The following is a 17,815-nucleotide window of genomic DNA, read 5'->3' as shown; positions in this document are numbered from 1 at the left end:
GCTATGACTGTCACCACACTTCCCGTTAACCCCTTTGCTTTGCAGCATATGCCGTCAAGCATCATGCGCTCAAACCATCAACCTTCGAACGTGGGGGTTGTCACCAGCTTTGATAGCCGAAACTTGAATGACCTTAAAGTTTCTGGCGATCAAGAACAGGCTCTGCAAGGGGTGGCGGAACAGTTCGAATCACTGTTCTTACAAATGGTGCTTAAGCAGATGCGTCAAGCCAGTGAAGCACTGCAAAGTGATGACGATAACCCACTGTTTAGCAGCCGTGAACATAAGACCTATCAAGAGTTTTTTGATGGCCAGATCTCAATTGAAATGTCGAAAGGACGTATGGGCTTAGCTGAGTCGATAGTTGCTCAACTTGGTCGAGAGCAAGCGACAGGAAAAGAGATGCAAGACGCGGCAATCGAAGCGGCTTCAGTGGCGGTTTTTCCTTCTTCGGCTCTTTCTACACCAGTAAACACAATTGTTGATAGCGAATTTAAGAACGAGATCCCAGCGGTCGCTTTACCTACACAAGAGCAGCAAATTTCAACACCGCAAGATTTGAGCACGACGCAATCAAACCGTGCCTTTGTTCAACCACTGCTGCACATCAATCTTAAGGAATCTTCAGTATGAGTATGATGAACATCGGCCTTTCGGGTGTCCAAGCGAGCCAAATAGGGATGAACGTAACCTCGCAGAACGTTGCGAATATCAACACACCAGGCTATAGCCGTCAGCAAGCTGTTTTTGGTTCTGTTGGCTCTCACGGAATGAATGATGCGGGCAACGGCGTCAGTGTGACTAGTATTCGTCGAGTAACAGATCAATATCAAACGAATCAGATGTTCCGTGCCAGCTCTATGCTGGGGGCGGCTTCGACTTCGGCTCAGCAGCTACAACGTTTAGAAACCATGCTTGCAGCGGATTCAATGAACCTTGATCAGGGTTTTAACAGTTTTTTCTCTGCACTTAACGGCAGCAGCCCAACGCCTTATAGTTCGGCCAATCGCCAACAAATAGTCAGTGAAGCAGAAGCATTGACCAATCGCTTTAATCAATTAAGTAGTTCGGTTGATGGACAATTTTCTGATCTTAATCAGCAACGTACATCAGCCGTCGCGCAAGCGAACAGCTTATTGAGCAATATCAGTCAGCTGAATGAAGAGATCCGTAAAGGTGAAGTCAGTGGCGCTAATACTTCCGCACTTCGTGATGAGCGTGATGTGATGATCAATGAACTGTCAGAGATAGTTGATGTTCGTGTGACCGATCCAGGAGATGGCACTCTTGAGCTTTCTCTGCCAAATGGCCAACCTCTGATCAGCGGTAATCAAACGGCGCAGTTTTCGCTAGCGACTGACCCGAATAATCCGCAAAGCCAAGTGTTGTCATTGAGTTTCAATGGGCAAGACTTTCCAATAGGTAGTGATATTGGTGGCAAGCTGGGCGCACTTGATGCTTATGAGAAAGACGTGTTGATCCCGTCTCAAGAGATCATTAACGATATCGCCTTAGAATTTGCGACCGCGTTTAATGACCAGCTTGCACAAGGGTTTGATCTCAACGGTCAGCCGGGTAAACCTCTGTTTGTTTTCGACCCTGATAATCCAGCCTCAACGTTATCGATAGACCCTGATTTTAAACCTGAAGATTTAGCACTTTCAAGTGATGGTACTCCTGGTGATAACGGAAACCTGTTGAAGCTTATTGAGATTAAAGATCAGGAGTTTGACATTGTTCACCTAGGTTCTCAAACCCTAGGTGGGGCGTATAACTCAATGCTGGGTGATATCGCAGTAAAAAGCCGTCAAGCTCAGTCAGACTACCAAGCCGCAGGTAACATTTATGTACAAGCGACAGTGGAGAAATCAGGTACTAGTGGTGTGAACATAGATGAAGAAGCGGTGAGCTTAATGAAGTATCAGCAGGCGTATCAAGCCAATCTTCAAGTCATTAACACCGCTAATCAGACTTTTGCTGCTGTTATGCAATTGTTTTAGTTAAGGATTTTACATGAGAGTAAGTACTAACCAATACAGCCAAATGATGTCATCGAGCTTGAACAATAACTCGCTTGGTTTGAACAAATTGATGCAGCAGATGGCAACCGGAAAGCGAATTTTGCTTCCTTCTGATGACCCAATGGCCTCAACCAGAGCAATGAGTCTGCAACGTCAGCAAGCCTCACTGAGTCAGTATCAAACCAATATTGAGCAGGCAGATATTCTGCTTAAAAATCAAGAGACTTACCTCTCTAGCAGTGTGGATGTGATTCATCAGATGCGCGATCGCATACTTTGGGCTGGTAATGATACTAACGGTCCTGCGGAGCGAGAGGCGATAGCGTCAGAGATTGAACAATTGCAAGAGACACTGGTGTCGCTGGTGAACGCCAAAGATGAGAATGGTAAATACATCTTCTCTGGTAACGAAGTCAATACCAAACCACTGGATAAAGATGCTGATGGAAACTGGGTATATAATGGTGACAGTGGCGTTCGTGAGGTGGTAGTCGGTGATGGCGTGACCATGAAGATTAATGTGAATGCAGGTGATATCTTCTTCTCCGGTGGCGCTGACTTATTTAATCAGCTTGACGAGTTGGTAGCGGAGCTTCGCGATCCCGATTTTAACCCAGCTACTAATGATGTGCTTGAGCGGAGTCTCAATACGCTCGATTCTACCTTAAATTCGCTGGCAGGAGCCGTGACCGACATGGGCACGAGGCAGAACTCGCTTACGACCTTAAACAGTGGGCATGCTGAGGTTGAGTTATTCAATAATCAGCTGATTGGTCAATTGGAAGATTTGGATTATGGTGAAGCAATGATTGAGTTTAATAACTACTTATTGGCGCTTCAGGCTACTCAGGCGACGTACATCAAGACATCCAATATGTCTTTATTTACAATGATGTAAGTGAATTGATAGGCAATCAACAAATAACATAAGTTTAAAGTAGGAATTGAATTCGAGTATGGTTTCTCAAGTGAGTGATTTAAGAGCAGCAACGTCAGGGGCAAATCGCCACTCTTCTGTGATAGCTAAGCGTGCGGAAGGTTCTCTGGTCACAAATAGCACAAAAGTGGCAGAGAGTAAGCAGCGCGACCCCATCCGCCTGTCGCAAACACTGACGCCAGAACATACTCGCCGCCAAAGCCTACTTCAGCGAGCTCAGCAACAACTGGCTTCAGCACAGGTTGCTGAGCGCAGCTTAATGGAAATTGGCAATGGGCTTGGTGAGCTCAACAAACGTTTGAGCTTTGCGCTTAAATCCGGTGGAGCGTCTGCGAAAATCAGTGCTGAAATTGAGAAAATCAACGGCAGTATGGAACGTACAATCCAGAGCGCGGAATTTCAGCAGCAGCCTGTTGTGAGCCGTCAGTTAAAACCTATTTATCATGGTGATGATCGAACCACTTTTCGCATCAAAGGGCTTGATACTGCTCGCTCTGTGGGGCGAGATGAGACGTTGGTGTTCAACCTAGGTAAGGGGGGCGCAAATGCCGTTCCTGTTAAACTAGATAGCCAAGCGACACCAGAGAAACAGGCGATGCAATTTCGCCAAGCCTTTAACGAACATGGTATTGGTGTTGGTCTTGATAAACAGCGTCAACTGGTGTTTAGCACTAGTGAGCAAGATTGGCAACGTGTCTCAACGCACTTGAAAGTCACAGGCCAAGGTGAACGTTTTCCGGCGGGCAAAGCGAACCGAGCTAGAGTGGAGACGACAGAACCGAGATTCGAACCGCTAAAGCTTAAGTCAGACAATCAGCATTTGCGTGAGTCTCAAGCTGAAACCAAGCAGCTGATGCAGCAGGTTAAAGTCAGTATTCACGAACTTCGTGCACATCGACGCTTAGTGAATGAAAAAATTACGGCGATCAATGAGCGCAATAGCGATGTGTCAGAAATAAGCTTAGCAACGGTAGAGAAAGATTTAGAGCGAGTATTGCCTAAAGAAGCGAGTTTTACTCAGGTGTATCAGAACATCCAAACCCAAGCGAACGTGCACCGTCATACTGTGGTCGCACTGCTTACGAGGTCTTGATAACGCTAATATACTAACTTTAATTGATTATTAATGAAAACGAGCCAGTGCCTGACTGGCTTTTTTTATACCTATTTAACCTGAACTTCATTGTTGCTTCCTCACTTTTGAGGCCACTATTTTTCAGAGGCTAGCATGCAGTCACAACTCCCACCTGGTATCGAGAAACTGGTTCGTGTTGAACCGACACAGCTTAAATCTGAGCAGCAGATGTCTCAGCCCTCTAAGCAAGCAAGTCACCTTCCAACGGCGCATCAACAGCAGCAGATGCCAAGTTTGGTGATGCCGCTGGCTCAATGGCAAGTGATAAGGATGCTCTACTCTGCTCAGCCCGTGACGTCAAGTCGTCACGATATGGCTTATCAGCAAGGGCAACAAACGACGCCAGTATTAACCTTGCCTCAAGGGCGTGGTGTATTAATGGCGCAATTTGAATTAGACGGGCAAACCCACCAAGTACGTTGGCAAATATCACAAGGGGAAGCGGTCTTAGTAGCTTCTACATTAGCTAATGATCAAATGATTAAATTGCTGCCGTCCGTTGGTGGGGGCTGGCGAATCGTCACCAATGGTTTAGAGCTTGCTCAACCCGTCCAGCTGCTTTGGTCTCCACTAGGTGGAGAAGGCTACAACCCAATCGCGAGTCAAGAACAAAGGCTATGGGTGAAGCGAGCAATGTGGTGTGGGATCGGGTTAACACTCGTTTTGTTGATGATCTTTTAAGCGAAATATCGATCCATTCAGCAAAAATATAGCTTTTGTTATTTAATTTATTTTTTTTCCTGTCGTCGTGAAAGAAATCTGAAAATAGTGGTTTAAGAGGTAGGGAGCCGTCGACGTTTTATAGCTATGTAAGCGGAACAGCATAATCAAAAGAGGATTTAACCATGCTATCGATTCATACTAATTACACGTCACTAATGACGCAAAACAACCTAAATAAAACATCAAGTGCGATGGACCAATCGATGCAACGCATCTCTACTGGTTTCCGTATCAACTCTGCATCTGACGATGCGGCTGGCCTGCAAATCGCAACAAGCCTTCAGTCTCAAGTGAACGGTCTAACGGTTGCTTCTCGTAACTCTCAAGACGCTATCGGCATGCTTCAAACAGCAGAAGGCGCTTTCGATGAGATGACGAACATTGCTCACCGTATGAAAGACCTTGCTACGCAAGCGGCGAATGATACCAACGATGTTTCTGAGCGTGCAGCAATGCAAGCCGAGTGGGATGAGTTACAAGATGAGCTAACTAGTATCATGGCGAACACTGAATTTGGTTCAGGTAATAACCTACTAGGTGCTGATGGTAAACTATCTGAGCCTATGCAATTTCAAATTGGCGCATCTACAAATGAAGTGTTGACAGTAGATGTAAGTGATGAGCTTGTTGAAGTAACAGCGGCTGTTACAGCATTGGCAGGTGGTGATTTAAGTGATGCAGCTGGTTCACACGCAGCTATGAATGCAGTTGATGCCCTATTAAAAGGTGGTGTTGATGCCAATGGAGATCCTGATGGAACAGCAGGTATTGGTGATATTCGCTCTGCACTAGGTGCAAACATCAACCGTCTAGACCACACAATTACTAACCTTGGTAACATGCGTGAGAACACTGAAATGGCGAAAGGCCGTATCATGGATACTGATTACGCGGTTGAATCTTCAAACATGATGAAGAACCAAATGCTAACGCAAATGTCTATGTCTATGCTTTCTCAAGCAAATGGCATGTCTGGCATGGTAATGAGCCTAATCTAATTTGGCTTACGCTAAATAATTTTAGCGACCATCTCTATCTTCTAAACCGCAGCCCCCACTGCGGTTTTTTCATGCGTGTTGAACTAGGAATGACGCTCATTTTTGACTCTTTGTATTGTTACCTTTTGCTTTTTAAGCCTCTCCATTTCTGCCCACAAGATCCCAATTTAAGCTTTGAAATTGATTAAGAAATTTCGCCAGTTTGTCGTTTGTTATCAATGAGAAACATAGATATGACAAGGGCTGAAGAGAGTCGGAATTTTTAACTTCAAATATTCCGCTCGATTTCCGTTAACGGAATACCTGCTTCCGTTTCTTCAAACCTGAAATGGTGTAGCGGTGAGAAAATAGTCAAAACCACGTTATTTTAGGTAGTTAAATCACCATTAAACAAACAGTTAAGTGTTGGAATGCTTTTTGCTCTAAGCAAGTAGATTGAGTGAATCCACTTGAGCAGAGTCGACCGAAGCAACGCTCCAGAATAGAGATAAATCCGTCTGTTTTGACGGTGCAGATAATAGGAAAGTAGAGATGATCGATCCGGCTCAAATGGCAATGCAAATGGTGATGATTCAACGTCAACCGTTTGATATTCAATACGCTAATCAGCAGGCCAAATATCAAACCCAGCTAGACGCATGGAAAGAGATAGATACCGCTTTTAGCAGCTTTCAAAGCGCACTTGATGACATGAACAAAGCCGATAATAGCTTCGTTAAGAAATCAGGTTCTACGAACCAAGATGGTTACATCAATGCCACGGTGGGCAGTCAGGCGCGCGAGGGCTCTTATGATCTCTTCGTTAAGCAATTAGCGAAATCACAGCAAGACTCATTCACCTTTGCCAATGGTGAGATTCCAGCAGAAGGGACGATGACCCTGACTACGGCGGATGGGGAGAAGATTGATATCGACTTTGCTGATTACGCTGATCTTAATGAGTTGACTGACCATATCAATGGTCTTGATGTGGGGATTAATGCCAGCGTGGTGAGCTCTGGTGGTGAGAAACACTTGGTACTTGGCTCGGATGAGACCGGTGTTGAAAATAAGTTCGAAGTTGAGATAACGGGCACAGCTCACAATCATCGTGAACTCAGTGCTGCAGCGGATGCCATTGTGATGCTCGGTGGTGAGGATGGTCTTGAGCTGACCAGCAGCACCAATACCTTCAATAATGCGATTTATGGTGTGAGCTTTGAAGTCACCAAAGTACATGAGCCAGGTGAAGCGCCGTTGACTTTAGTCGTTGGCACCGATAATGAGGCCTCCAAAGAAGCGGTTGAAGAGTTTGTTGATGCTTATAACGATTTGATGAAAGTCATCTTAAAGCACACCAAAACCGATTATCAGATTGATCAGGATGATAACGACGATGACGATGATGACAGCAGTAGCTCTGTAACAACAGCGGGAGCGCTAGCAGGAGACTCAACGGCTCGCGGCCTAAAGAGTGCACTTAATAATGCGACTCGTGGCGTCTTTGATGAAGGCACGCTTTACAGCATCGGCATTGAAGCTAATCGCGACGGCACACTAAAAATCGACAGTGACCGCTTTGAAAAAGCACTAGCGGAAGAACCTGAGAAAATTGATGCCATCTTTTTTGGTGATAACGGCGCACTCGCAACACTGGATCGCGTGATCGAACCCTATACCGGCAGCTCGAGTAGTAACAGTAATCTGCTGAAAACCCGCCAAGACACACTGCAAGGCAACATTGATCGAGTGGAAGATAAAAAAGAGACCCTCGATTACCGAATGGAAAAAACCTACGACCGATACCTGCGTGAATACTCTGCGATGGCACAGGCCATGGCACAGATGCAATCAACCGCAGGCATGTTCATGTTTTAAGGAGTAACAGATGTTTAATGATGAGTCGGGCTTTGATGCCTATCAACAAGTTGACGTAGAAGCACAAGCGGCGGCGTCGAGTCCATACCAGTTAGTTCTTATGCTGATTGGTGGCTTTCTCGATACGTTAACTCGAGCGGAAGCGCACATGGAAGCGAACCGCTTAAAAGAAAAAGGCGAAGCTATCGCACGCTGTCTCGACATCATCGGCGGACTAAACAGTGCACTCGACATGAAGCGAGGCGGCGAGATGGCAGAGCAGATGAACAACTTATATGACTTTTGCAGCCTGCGTCTGTTTGAGGCCAGTACTAAAAATGAGATTGAAAAGCTTCATGAGGTGCGCACCGTAATGACGAACATTCAGGAAGGTTGGCAGAACTTTGGAGCGGTACATGGAAATTAATAGCGCTCTGCTACGTTCGGTCAATCAGAAGCTTCAGTCCATTTGCAAAAACAAAGAGTGGAAAGAGCTGCGGTCACTGGATTTGAAAATACGTCAGATCTTAACGGTCATTAATGAACAGCCGAGAGCCGCTCAGCGATTAAAACACGATTTGATCGCACTCAAAGAGTCTCACAGTCAAGCGATAGCGCTGTGTGATGAAGAGAAGCAGCGCATTGGGCGTGTATTGGCGAGCCTACATAATCAGCGAGAAGGCGCCTCAGAATACTCACAAGTAGAGAGGGCGAGTGCATGACGACTATTTCTGCGACTCTACCTCCTACTCAAGCGCATAATGTTACACCTATGCGTTCAAGCAATGCTGAGCTTGGTTTGGATTTTTCAGAGCTTCTGGGGCTTGGAGAGGTTGCGACACCTGGCGGTGGTGAACAAGGCCAATATTGGTTTGACCTCTATGACCAGCTTAAAGAGCTCGCTGAGATGGAAGATTGGCAGTTCAATAGTGAGCAGTCGCTGATCTCTCAGCTTCCACCTGATGGGCAATTTCGAGTCGTCGATCTTGCTAATCACTTTGGTGGTGAGGTTCGTGAGCAGCTGCTTTCTATGATGCGTCGATCTGATGGTCTTCAAAGCGTGGATGTTCAATTAGGACAACACCATCGACCTCAAGCACTCGCTCATTCACAGCAACCACAAGAAACATTGAGTTTTTCTCAAGCGATGGAGCGCATTATTTCTAATGCAATGGTGCCGGTTCGACCTGAAATGCACAACCCAGAGCTTCTAGCCCAGTTACAGCGCGGGTCGCAATCTCCTCAATCGTTTATGACGATGCAAAATTTACAAGCAGGAATCACCACGGCAGCTCCTACAGAAGCCGCTGCAAATACTCACGCGAATAGTCAGCTCGTTGAATGGTCGCCAGTTAAGGTTGATGCGAATAAGCAGCTTTGGGGTCAGCAGATGACGGCCGTGTTGAAAGACCGCGTTCAGATGCAGATGAGCCAAGATGTCTCGCAAGCTCGCATTCGCTTAGACCCACCTCACCTCGGAGCGTTAGAGCTAAGCGTGAGAGTGGATGGCAGTAAAGTTCAAATTCAAGTGTTGGCCAATGATCCCGCTCTTCGTGAGGCGATCCAGCAAAGTGCGGAACGGCTGCGTTTGGAACTGGAATCGAAAGAGTTGATGGGAAGCCAAGTCAGCGTTGATGTGGGTGAGCATGGCGATGCTCAATATCAAGACACTCAAGCTGAATCTCTTGAAAAGATTATGGTGGCGGAATCGGATTGGCGGGATTCAACGTTTCAATCATCTGGTCTGGAAGACCACCGCATCACACGTTTAGTTTAAGGAATATTTATGTTTAATTTCAGTCACCCACTGGTCAAGTTAGTCTTGGCAGGTATTGCTACTTCAGCGCTGATCGGAGGAACGGTATTCGGTACGCTTCATTTTACCGATAAGCAAGTCAAAGATGTGTCGACTATTTTTGGCTCGAACGCTAAAGATGCTCAAACCCATTTTATGTCACTTGATAAGTTCGTTATCTCGTTAAATGGCGAAGAGCGCCCACACTATTTACTTCTCGAGTTAGATTTAAAAACGTCTAGTTTGACGGCTCACGAAGAGCTGATCCGCTATCGCCCAGTTGTGAATAATGTACTGCTAAAGATGTTTAGCCAGTACAGCTATGAAGAGATGCGTGACATTAATGATATTGACTACATGCAAAAGCAAGTTCAGATGAATCTAGCGAAAACCCTGCTGGAAAATGGATTTATGTACAACATCGATGACGTGTTGTTTACCAAGTTGGTTCTTCAATAACAGACAGGTGAAATCATGCTAGAAGCCCAAGATTGTTCGCAACATGACTATTTGGAAGTTCAGCCGACACCTTCGGCCATTGATGAAGGAGCGATACTTCGTCAGCACCTGAAATTGGTAAAGCGTATCGTGAATCAATTGCGTCCTCATGCATCGGCTACTGTTGGCCTTGATGATATGGAGCAGCTTGGGTTGCTTGGTCTTCTGGAGGCCGCTAGACGTTATGGTGAAATGGATGAAAACTTCCCCTATTTTGCTTCAAGACGCATTCGTGGGGCGATATTAGATGAGCTAAGACGTCGTGACTGGCGACCAAGGCAGCTGCGCCAACAGGCTCATGACTTGACCAACAAAGTGAAGCTTCTAACAAAAAAACTGTCACGCCAGCCATCAGAGCAAGAGATTTTGCAAGAGCTAGGTTTGACGTCGAATGAGTATCATCGCTTACTTTACGTGAGCCAAGCAGAAGAGCTTCAAAGCTTAGAACAGCTTTTTGAGCAGGGCAGTGAACAATTTCATTTAGAACCGAGTGACAGCGCGGTTCAACATTTAATTGACCAAGACTTATTGAAATACGCATTGGGGCGATTGCCAGATCGTGAGCAGTTGATTTTAAGTTTGTATTACTTGAAAGAGCTGAGTTTAAAAGAGATTGCCATGGTGGTTGGTCTTACTGAAGCGCGTATTTGTCAGCTGCATAAACAAGCATTAACTCATCTTCAGACGATGATTAAGAGTCAATTATAAAGGAACAATCATGCAAAAACTTATCGGTGTAATCGTCATCATATTTGGTGTGTTTGGCGGATTCTTAATGGCTGGAGGCTATTTGGGGACGATGTGGCAACCGGCTGAGCTAATCATTATTTTAGGTGCTGGTGCCGGTGCGGTAATTTTAGGTAACCCTCAGCATGTCATTGTTGATATGTGGACTCAATCTAAAGCGATCATGATAAAAAAAGATGAGCGTAAGCTGTATCGTGAACTTCTTTCGATGATGCATCACCTGCTTGAGCAGATACGTGTTGGTGGTATGAGAGCACTTGATGAGCACATTGAAGAGCCGTATCAAAGCAGCATGTTTCTTGCGTACCCTGAGATCATGGAGCACCCAAAACTGGTGACGTTTATTTGCGATAACTTCCGTCTATTGGCGATGGGTAAAATCAACGGCCATGAGCTTGAACACATGCTTGAGCAAGAGATAGCATCAATTGAAGATGACATGTTAACACCATCAAAGAGCATGCACCGTTTAGCGGAAGCGATGCCTGGCTTTGGTATTTTAGCCGCCGTGATGGGTATCGTGATCACCATGACCAATATTAATGCCGACATGGCTGAAATTGGTATCAGCGTTGCTGCGGCGCTAGTCGGTACGTTCCTTGGTATTTTCTTTTGTTACTGTGTCTTTGACCCAATCAGTGCTGCGATGGAAAAGCGTGTTAGGCGAGAAATATCCGCGTTTGAGTGTGTTCGCGCTATTTTGGTTTCGCATACGTCAGGAAAGGGCTCTTTAGTGTCTGTGGATGCGGGTCGTAAGTTGATTTTATTGGATGTTAAGCCGACTTTCTCTGAGATGGAGAACTGGGTGACGCAGCGAGTATTTCAATAATGCGTAGTCAATCAGAGCAGATTATTATTCGTCGTGCACGTCGTCGGCACAGCGAGGAGGTATCGAAAGGGTCATGGAAAGTCGCGTTTGCTGATTTTACCTTAGCCATGATGGCCTTTTTTATGGTGATGTGGATATTACAAGTGACCACATCGGATGAAAAAGAACGGATTGTTGGAAAATTAGCGGGCCAGCCCCAGATGATTCCAATAGAGGAGCAGTTTGTTGATAATAGCTTATTTGCTATTGATTTTGGTGGTAGTGCATTACCTGATTTACTTAGTGTAAATCCGAGTAACCCTCGTCACTTGGGGAACAGCTTAACCATTAACGTCAAGGATGGCGATGGCAGTAACTTTGGTGGTATTGGAACGGAGCGCCTTTCATTAGTTGCAGGTCGTTATGATAGCCAAGAGCAGATGGTGGTATTGGGTGAGTTTATGAACGCCTACAGTGACCATTTGTCGATTGGTGATCACGTTCAGATTGAGGTTGTGCCACAAGGCCTACGAATCTTAGTGAACGATGATAAGAAAAGACCGATGTTCAAGTTGGGAGGTTCTAGTTTAACCGACTACTTTGAAGATCTGTTATTAGCGCTTGCACCAGTATTCACGACAGTAGAAAACGCGATAATGATTTCTGGGCACGCCGATGCCACGGCATTTAATAGTCGCTCTAGAAATAACAACTGGAACTTGTCTGGGCAACGTGCACAACGTGCTAGAGAGGTACTTGAGTTTGGCGGTATGCCGGCTGATCGCGTGTCACAAGTGACGGCGATGTCAGACAAAATGCTACTCGATGAAGAGAACCCAAATAGTGCAGTGAACCGACGTATCGAGATATTAGTGCTCACGGCTGACAGTGAAGAAATGCTGAATGAACTGTTTGGTCGAAAGAGCGGTAGCGCATTAAATCAGGCTCACCAAACCGCGCAGGACAATCAGCCCGTTGTGTGGTAGTGATTGGTGAAATGCCGAATTCATTTGAATATAACAAAGCCTCTAGTGATAGAGGCTTTTTTGATCTTGATAACTTAATATGTTGAGCGACTGGTTGAGCTATAAGTTAAGTGATTAACGTTGACTGACTTTGTCTTTCAGCGCTTGCTTCTCTTGCTCTGATAAAAACGCCAGTTCCAAACCATTCATTTGTGCCTGTTTGATTTGAGCTTGGCTTAAACCTGCTTGAGGTGCGGCCACTTCGTATTCGTATGGCAGTTCGATACCTTCAACTGCTGGATCGTCCGTATTTAGACAAGCGAGTACACCATGAGCCAAAAACTGCTTCACTGGGTGGTTGGCTAACGAGTCAACGGTGCTGGTTTGGATATTAGACGTTAAGCACGACTCAATCCCAATGCGGTGCTCGGCTAGGTAATCCATCAGTTTAGGATCGTGAATCGCCTTCACACCATGGCCAATACGGGTCGCCCCAAGCTCTTGAATGGCCTGCCACATACTTTCAGCACCGGCGGCTTCTCCTGCGTGAACCGTTACGTTCAGGCCTGCATTACGAACCTGTTTAAAGTGAGTAACGAAACGATCGCCCGGTTGACCCAGTTCATCACCAGCTAAGTCGACGGCAACAATGTGATCTTTTTGAGTCAAGATTGCATCAAGTTCTTGCTGACAAGCATCGGTACCGAAAGTACGGCTCATGATACCGATAAGGTTGGTTTTTACGCCAAAGTCACGCATGCCAGCATTCACACCATCCACCACGGCTTCAACAACGCCCGCAACAGGGAGTTTATGTTTCATTGCCATGTAGTAAGGAGAAAAACGCAGTTCAGCATAATCAATTTGTGCGTTGAGGACGTCTTCCACGTTTTCGTAAGCGACACGACGACAGGCATCAAGATCGCCCAGTACTGCAACCCCCCAATCTAACTTAGATAGGAAAGCGACCAGTGATGGCTCAGCCTCGACAATCTGTACGTGAGGAGTTAATCCTTCAATATCGTAGGCAGGAAGCGAGATTCCAAACTTTTTACCAAGTTCTAATATGGTTTGAGTACGAATATTACCGTCAAGATGACGATGAAGATCAGTTAAAGGGATGTTCTTAGTAATCATGTAATCATTCCATTTAAAATTAGAGGGCTATATTAGGCCGGCAGATGCTAAGTATAAAAACCATTCACGATACTGTCAGTAGCGAAAGTGGACAAAAAGCAGTAAATGGTGTGTTTACTGCTCTATGTTAACTAAATGTGTTGGCCACTCTTCGAAGGGAACAGGGCGGCTGTAGAGAAAGCCTTGTCCTTGAGGGCAGTGAAGTGAGTTGAGCATTTGAACTTGCTCTATTGTTTCAATACCTTCTGCGACAATATCAACCTTCATCCCTTTGGTCATATTAATGATGGCGGAGACGATAGAGCTATCAAGGTTATTCGCTTTCATCTGTTCAACAAAGGTTCTATCAATTTTGATGCAATCAAATGGGAGTTCATGCAAATACGCCAATGAGCTATAACCCGTACCGAAATCATCAATAGCAATATGGCATCCCAAGTCTTGAATGGCTTGCATGTTATCCAAAACTATCTTATCTCCGCTGACGATTCGAGATTCGGTGATCTCTAAAGTGAGGTTGTGAGTTTGAATACCAGACTCGCTAATGATGTCGGTCAAGGTATTGATGAAGTCTTGATGGGAGAGTTGATGCGCTGAGATATTAACGTGCATATGGAAAGTCTCTCCCCACTTTCCTTGTTGAGTGCCTAACATTGTGTCTCTGCAGGCTTGGCGCAATATTTGTTCACCGATTTCAGCAATAAATCCATATTCTTCGGCAATAGGAATAAAATCGAGTGGTGAGATGAGCCCTTCTTGTGGTGATATCCAACGAGCGAGCGCTTCTGCACCGATTACATCTCCGGTGTTGAGATCGATAATGGGTTGATAAAACGCTACGAATTCGTTGTTTTCAATCGCGGTTTGGAGTTTCGCCATCATCGCGGTTCTATTTTTAGATATGTCTGCCATTTCAGGAAGGTAGAAACTGATATTAGACAGCTCGTGCTTGGCATTACTCAGTGCAATACTGCCATTACGCAGCCATTTCTCCATGGACAGTAGTTCGCTGTTATTGGGCACAACACCAATAGCGGCGTTAATCACTAAGCTATTTTTTTCCATAACAAACGGCGATGCAAATACTTGGTGTACTCGGTTTGCCAGTAGTTTTAGTTCATTATTATCGTGGCCTTCAGTGAGATAGACAGCAAACTCATCACCCCCTATTCGGGCTATGTAAGCGTCGTTATTGAAGAGTTGTTTTACGCGGTGAGTAATGTCTTTGAGCAGCAAATCGGCTCGGTTGTGTCCGATGCTGTCGTTGATGTTTCGAAATTGATTGATTCCAATAAGAAGTAGGCTACCGTTAAGTGCAGGAAGCTTGTCACAGCAGTCGATAAGTCCTTCACGGCTGTATAGATTGGTTAGCGAATCGTAGAGCAGCTGATTACGTAAAGTCTGAAAAGAAGCCTTGAGGTTATTGGTCATGTCATTAAAGGCATTAACCAACACGCTTATCTCATAAATGCGTCCAGGCTTCGGCATGTTGGTTTCCCAATCACCATACGCCAGTGCTCGAGCCGATTGTGCGGTTTCGGTTATGGGTTGAGTTATTCGATTAAAAGCGAGTAGGCCTAATGCGATACCAATAGCACTGACAAAGATACCGATACTCCAGCTGAGGCGTTGATTGTTCGGCAAGGCACCAAGTAAGTCGGGTTCAGAAATCGAGACGCCGATATACCATTCAAGACCATGATGGTCAGTGTAGGGGGTGACTAGGCTAAAGTAACGCTCGCCTTCTAGGACTAAGTCGAATTTATACAAACGTGATTGAACGGGAAATGCCAACGGGCGAATGAATTGTGCCATCGCGTAAATAATGGGGTTGTTACTCTCTATGGCAAGCAGTCTTTCGCCTTTGTCGGTAATCGGTGTTCCCCATGAAACCACACTTTTGTCGCTAGAGTGTGTCACAAGCTGTTGCTCATTATCGAAGATATAAATGGTGGCTTTGGTTCTCTGCTTTAACTCTTTTAGAAAGGCGTTAAAGGTGTGGATTTTAATATCATTCGCGATGACCCCAACAAATTGTTCATCTTGAATGACGGGAGCGAGTGCAGAAATGGTGATGGTTTGTCTTTCATCAGCATCGGTATAGATAGAAGACCATGTCGCTTTTCCATGAGTGGCAACAGGCGTATACCAAGGCCGAACGGTTGGGTCATAATTATCGATGATCGCACGGGCCTGTGGGGTGATGGCATTACCTTGATAGATGACAAGCTTGCCATCGGTTCGATTGTCTTGCAGCATCAAGCTGTAATCGTTATTCGCCTCTTTCCTAAACCCGAGGTACTCTTTCGCTTCACTACCAAAGCTGATCACACCCAATTGAGACATTGGCTGATACAATGATTCAAAACTACTTAAGATGTACTTTTCTATGACCTCAAGATTATCTTTTTGGTAGAGATTATTTTGCCCAATACTATGACTGATCGAGAGAGCTGCTTGAAAAGGCTCTTCTAAGTAATAGTTGAGCTTTTGAACCACGTTTGTGGTGAGTGAAGTGAGGTGCTTATCACTGACCACCTCAACCATCTCTTCATAGCTAAACTTTTGAACAGTAATAATGCTCCCCATCGTGATCATAAATATCAAGATGAAAGGCACTACAACCGCTGTTCTAAGGGTAATTTGAGTCATCAACGTCCATGAATATTAGGTATCAGCGCATTTCGAGGGTTATTTTTTGAGCATGCCTCAATATTGTACAGAATGATATGCCGTATAAGTGGTATGTCGTCATTCTGTCTCATTTATGCGTTGTCTTTCCTTGTATTCAATCAGTATAGCTCTTTTAATTTTCTCGTCAGTGTATTTCTGCCCCAACCCAATACCTTAGCTGCATCTTGTTTATGGCCATTGGTATGGTCGAGTGCCGCTTCTAATAAGATACGTTCAAATTCAGGTTGAGCGAAGGTGAGCAGTTCGGTTTCTCCTGAAGAGAGCGCCTGTTTAGCCCAGTATGCTAATAAAGCCTGCCAGTTTTCCCCTTCATTTAAAGCAGCTACCGGCTTTTCGTCAAGAAGCTCTGTTGGTAAGTCATTGGGTAGAATCTCGTTACCACTGGCCATTACAGTGAGCCAGCGACAGATGTTTTCTAGCTGACGTACATTACCTGGCCATTCAAGGTTATTGAGAATATCGATGGTGGCTGGGTTCAGTGTTTTGATATCCACTTTGAGCTCTTCTGCGGCTAACGATAAAAAGTGTAGAGTTAGCTTTTCGATGTCCTGTTTTCGCTCTCGAAGTGCAGGGATATGAATACGAATCACGTTGAGGCGGTGAAACAAGTCTTCACGAAAGTCACCCTGATGGACCAAGCTTTCAAGGTTTTGGTGAGTCGCGGCGACAATTCGAACATCCACTTGAATCGCGGAATGTCCACCGACTCGATAAAACTGGCCATCAGAAAGTACTCTTAGCAGGCGAGTTTGAATATCGAGTGGCATATCACCAATCTCATCCAAAAACAGTGTGCCACCGTTAGCCTGTTCAAAGCGACCTTGTCTAACGCTGTTTGCTCCGGTAAATGCGCCTTTTTCATGGCCAAAAAGCTCAGATTCAATCAGATCTTTTGGAATAGCGGCCATGTTGAGGGCAATAAAGGGTTTCTTTGCGCGTGGGCTATGGCGATGCAGTGCGTGTGCGACGAGCTCTTTACCAGTCCCTGATTCACCATTAATTAAGACTGAAATTGAAGAACGAGAGAGTCGACCTATAGCGCGGAAAACCTCCTGCATGGCTGGGGCCTCACCAATGATTTCAGGTGTTTCATCGGGTGTGACATCATCATTGCTTTGTGCTTTACGCTGCTCTTGATTATGAGTAATCGCTCGCTCAACCAGTGTCAGTGTTTCATCGACATCAAAAGGTTTTGGCAGGTACTCAAAGGCGCCTTTTTGATAAGCATTAACTGCGGCATCAAGATCTGAGTGCGCAGTCATGATAATAACGGGCAGCTCTGGGGACCGTTTGTGGATCTGTTCTAACAGCTGTATACCATCTATGCCGGGCATACGAATATCCGAAACCAGCACATCTGGTGTTTCTCGCTCTAGAGCGAGTAGGACACTTTCGGCATCGGCAAATGTTTCACATTTTATGTTTGCCGATGAGAGTGTTTTTTCCATAACCCATCGGATAGAGCTGTCGTCATCAACAACCCAAACGTATCCTTTACTCATAGTGTCTATTCCTTACGGC

17 protein-coding genes are annotated in these 17,815 nt (G+C 45.3%); 14 read left to right on the top strand and 3 right to left on the bottom strand.

What is annotated here, in order from left to right:
* Positions 1 to 3 precede the first annotated feature (3 nt).
* From KP803_RS08675 to KP803_RS08610, 14 genes are all read left to right on the top strand, one after another.
* Positions 4 to 633, top strand: coding sequence for a rod-binding protein (locus tag KP803_RS08675; protein WP_248008429.1), 630 nt, complete (start codon positions 4 to 6; stop codon positions 631 to 633).
* Positions 630 to 2,000 carry a flagellar hook-associated protein FlgK gene (flgK, locus tag KP803_RS08670; RefSeq protein ID WP_248008428.1) on the top strand — a complete coding sequence of 457 codons (1,371 nt, stop codon included), beginning with the start codon at positions 630 to 632 and terminating at the stop codon, positions 1,998 to 2,000. Before KP803_RS08675 ends, flgK begins: the two co-directional genes overlap by 4 nt.
* A gap of 13 nt (positions 2,001 to 2,013) precedes the next feature.
* Positions 2,014 to 2,919, top strand: coding sequence for a flagellar hook-associated protein FlgL (gene flgL, locus KP803_RS08665; RefSeq protein WP_248008427.1), 906 nt, complete (start codon positions 2,014 to 2,016; stop codon positions 2,917 to 2,919).
* A 70-nt stretch (positions 2,920 to 2,989) separates the two neighbouring features.
* A complete protein-coding gene (locus tag KP803_RS08660; protein WP_248008426.1) occupies positions 2,990 to 4,051 on the top strand; it encodes a hypothetical protein in 1,062 nt (353 codons plus the stop codon).
* Between the two features lie 135 nt (positions 4,052 to 4,186).
* Complete coding sequence (locus KP803_RS08655; RefSeq protein ID WP_248008425.1) at positions 4,187 to 4,774, top strand: hypothetical protein; 588 nt, start codon at positions 4,187 to 4,189, stop codon at positions 4,772 to 4,774.
* Between the two features lie 164 nt (positions 4,775 to 4,938).
* Positions 4,939 to 5,814, top strand: a complete 876-nt coding sequence (gene lafA / locus KP803_RS08650) for a lateral flagellin LafA (RefSeq protein WP_248008424.1) — start codon at positions 4,939 to 4,941, stop codon at positions 5,812 to 5,814.
* 531 nt (positions 5,815 to 6,345) lie between these two features.
* Positions 6,346 to 7,671, top strand: coding sequence for a flagellar filament capping protein FliD (gene fliD / locus KP803_RS08645; protein ID WP_248008423.1), 1,326 nt, complete (start codon positions 6,346 to 6,348; stop codon positions 7,669 to 7,671).
* A gap of 10 nt (positions 7,672 to 7,681) precedes the next feature.
* A complete protein-coding gene (fliS, locus tag KP803_RS08640) occupies positions 7,682 to 8,077 on the top strand; it encodes a flagellar export chaperone FliS (protein WP_248008422.1) in 396 nt (131 codons plus the stop codon).
* Positions 8,067 to 8,372 carry a hypothetical protein gene (locus KP803_RS08635; RefSeq protein ID WP_248008421.1) on the top strand — a complete coding sequence of 102 codons (306 nt, stop codon included), beginning with the start codon at positions 8,067 to 8,069 and terminating at the stop codon, positions 8,370 to 8,372. The genes fliS and KP803_RS08635 overlap by 11 nt, the downstream gene beginning before the upstream one ends.
* Positions 8,369 to 9,427: a flagellar hook-length control protein FliK gene (locus KP803_RS08630; protein ID WP_248008420.1), complete on the top strand. Its 1,059-nt coding sequence runs from the start codon at positions 8,369 to 8,371 to the stop codon at positions 9,425 to 9,427. Before KP803_RS08635 ends, KP803_RS08630 begins: the two co-directional genes overlap by 4 nt.
* A gap of 9 nt (positions 9,428 to 9,436) precedes the next feature.
* Entirely contained in the window at positions 9,437 to 9,904 is a 468-nt protein-coding gene (locus KP803_RS08625) for a flagellar basal body-associated FliL family protein (protein ID WP_248008419.1), read from the top strand.
* Between the two features lie 15 nt (positions 9,905 to 9,919).
* Positions 9,920 to 10,651, top strand: coding sequence for a FliA/WhiG family RNA polymerase sigma factor (locus tag KP803_RS08620; protein ID WP_248008418.1), 732 nt, complete (start codon positions 9,920 to 9,922; stop codon positions 10,649 to 10,651).
* 10 nt (positions 10,652 to 10,661) lie between these two features.
* Complete coding sequence (gene motA / locus KP803_RS08615; protein WP_248008417.1) at positions 10,662 to 11,519, top strand: flagellar motor stator protein MotA; 858 nt, start codon at positions 10,662 to 10,664, stop codon at positions 11,517 to 11,519.
* On the top strand, positions 11,519 to 12,484 hold the full coding sequence (locus KP803_RS08610) for a flagellar motor protein MotB (protein WP_248008416.1): 966 nt from the start codon (positions 11,519 to 11,521) through the stop codon (positions 12,482 to 12,484). The genes motA and KP803_RS08610 overlap by 1 nt, the downstream gene beginning before the upstream one ends.
* Positions 12,485 to 12,598: 114 nt before the next feature.
* Here the strand turns inward: KP803_RS08610 and add are convergent, their stop codons facing one another.
* The 3 genes from add to glnG all read right to left on the bottom strand — a co-directional run bounded on the left by add (position 12,599) and on the right by glnG (position 17,796).
* Positions 12,599 to 13,600, bottom strand: a complete 1,002-nt coding sequence (gene add / locus KP803_RS08605; RefSeq protein ID WP_248008415.1) for an adenosine deaminase — start codon at positions 13,598 to 13,600, stop codon at positions 12,599 to 12,601.
* Positions 13,601 to 13,714: 114 nt separating this feature from the next.
* A complete protein-coding gene (gene gepA / locus KP803_RS08600; protein WP_248008414.1) occupies positions 13,715 to 16,252 on the bottom strand; it encodes a phosphodiesterase GepA in 2,538 nt (845 codons plus the stop codon).
* A gap of 140 nt (positions 16,253 to 16,392) precedes the next feature.
* Positions 16,393 to 17,796, bottom strand: a complete 1,404-nt coding sequence (gene glnG / locus KP803_RS08595) for a nitrogen regulation protein NR(I) (RefSeq protein WP_248008413.1) — start codon at positions 17,794 to 17,796, stop codon at positions 16,393 to 16,395.
* Positions 17,797 to 17,815 lie beyond the last annotated feature (19 nt).

The sequence above is a fragment of the Vibrio amylolyticus genome (assembly GCF_023145695.1).
Classification (GTDB): Bacteria; Pseudomonadota; Gammaproteobacteria; order Enterobacterales; family Vibrionaceae; genus Vibrio; species Vibrio amylolyticus.
Note: the sequence above shows the minus strand (reverse complement) of the source record. Positions and strands in the feature narration are given on the sequence as shown.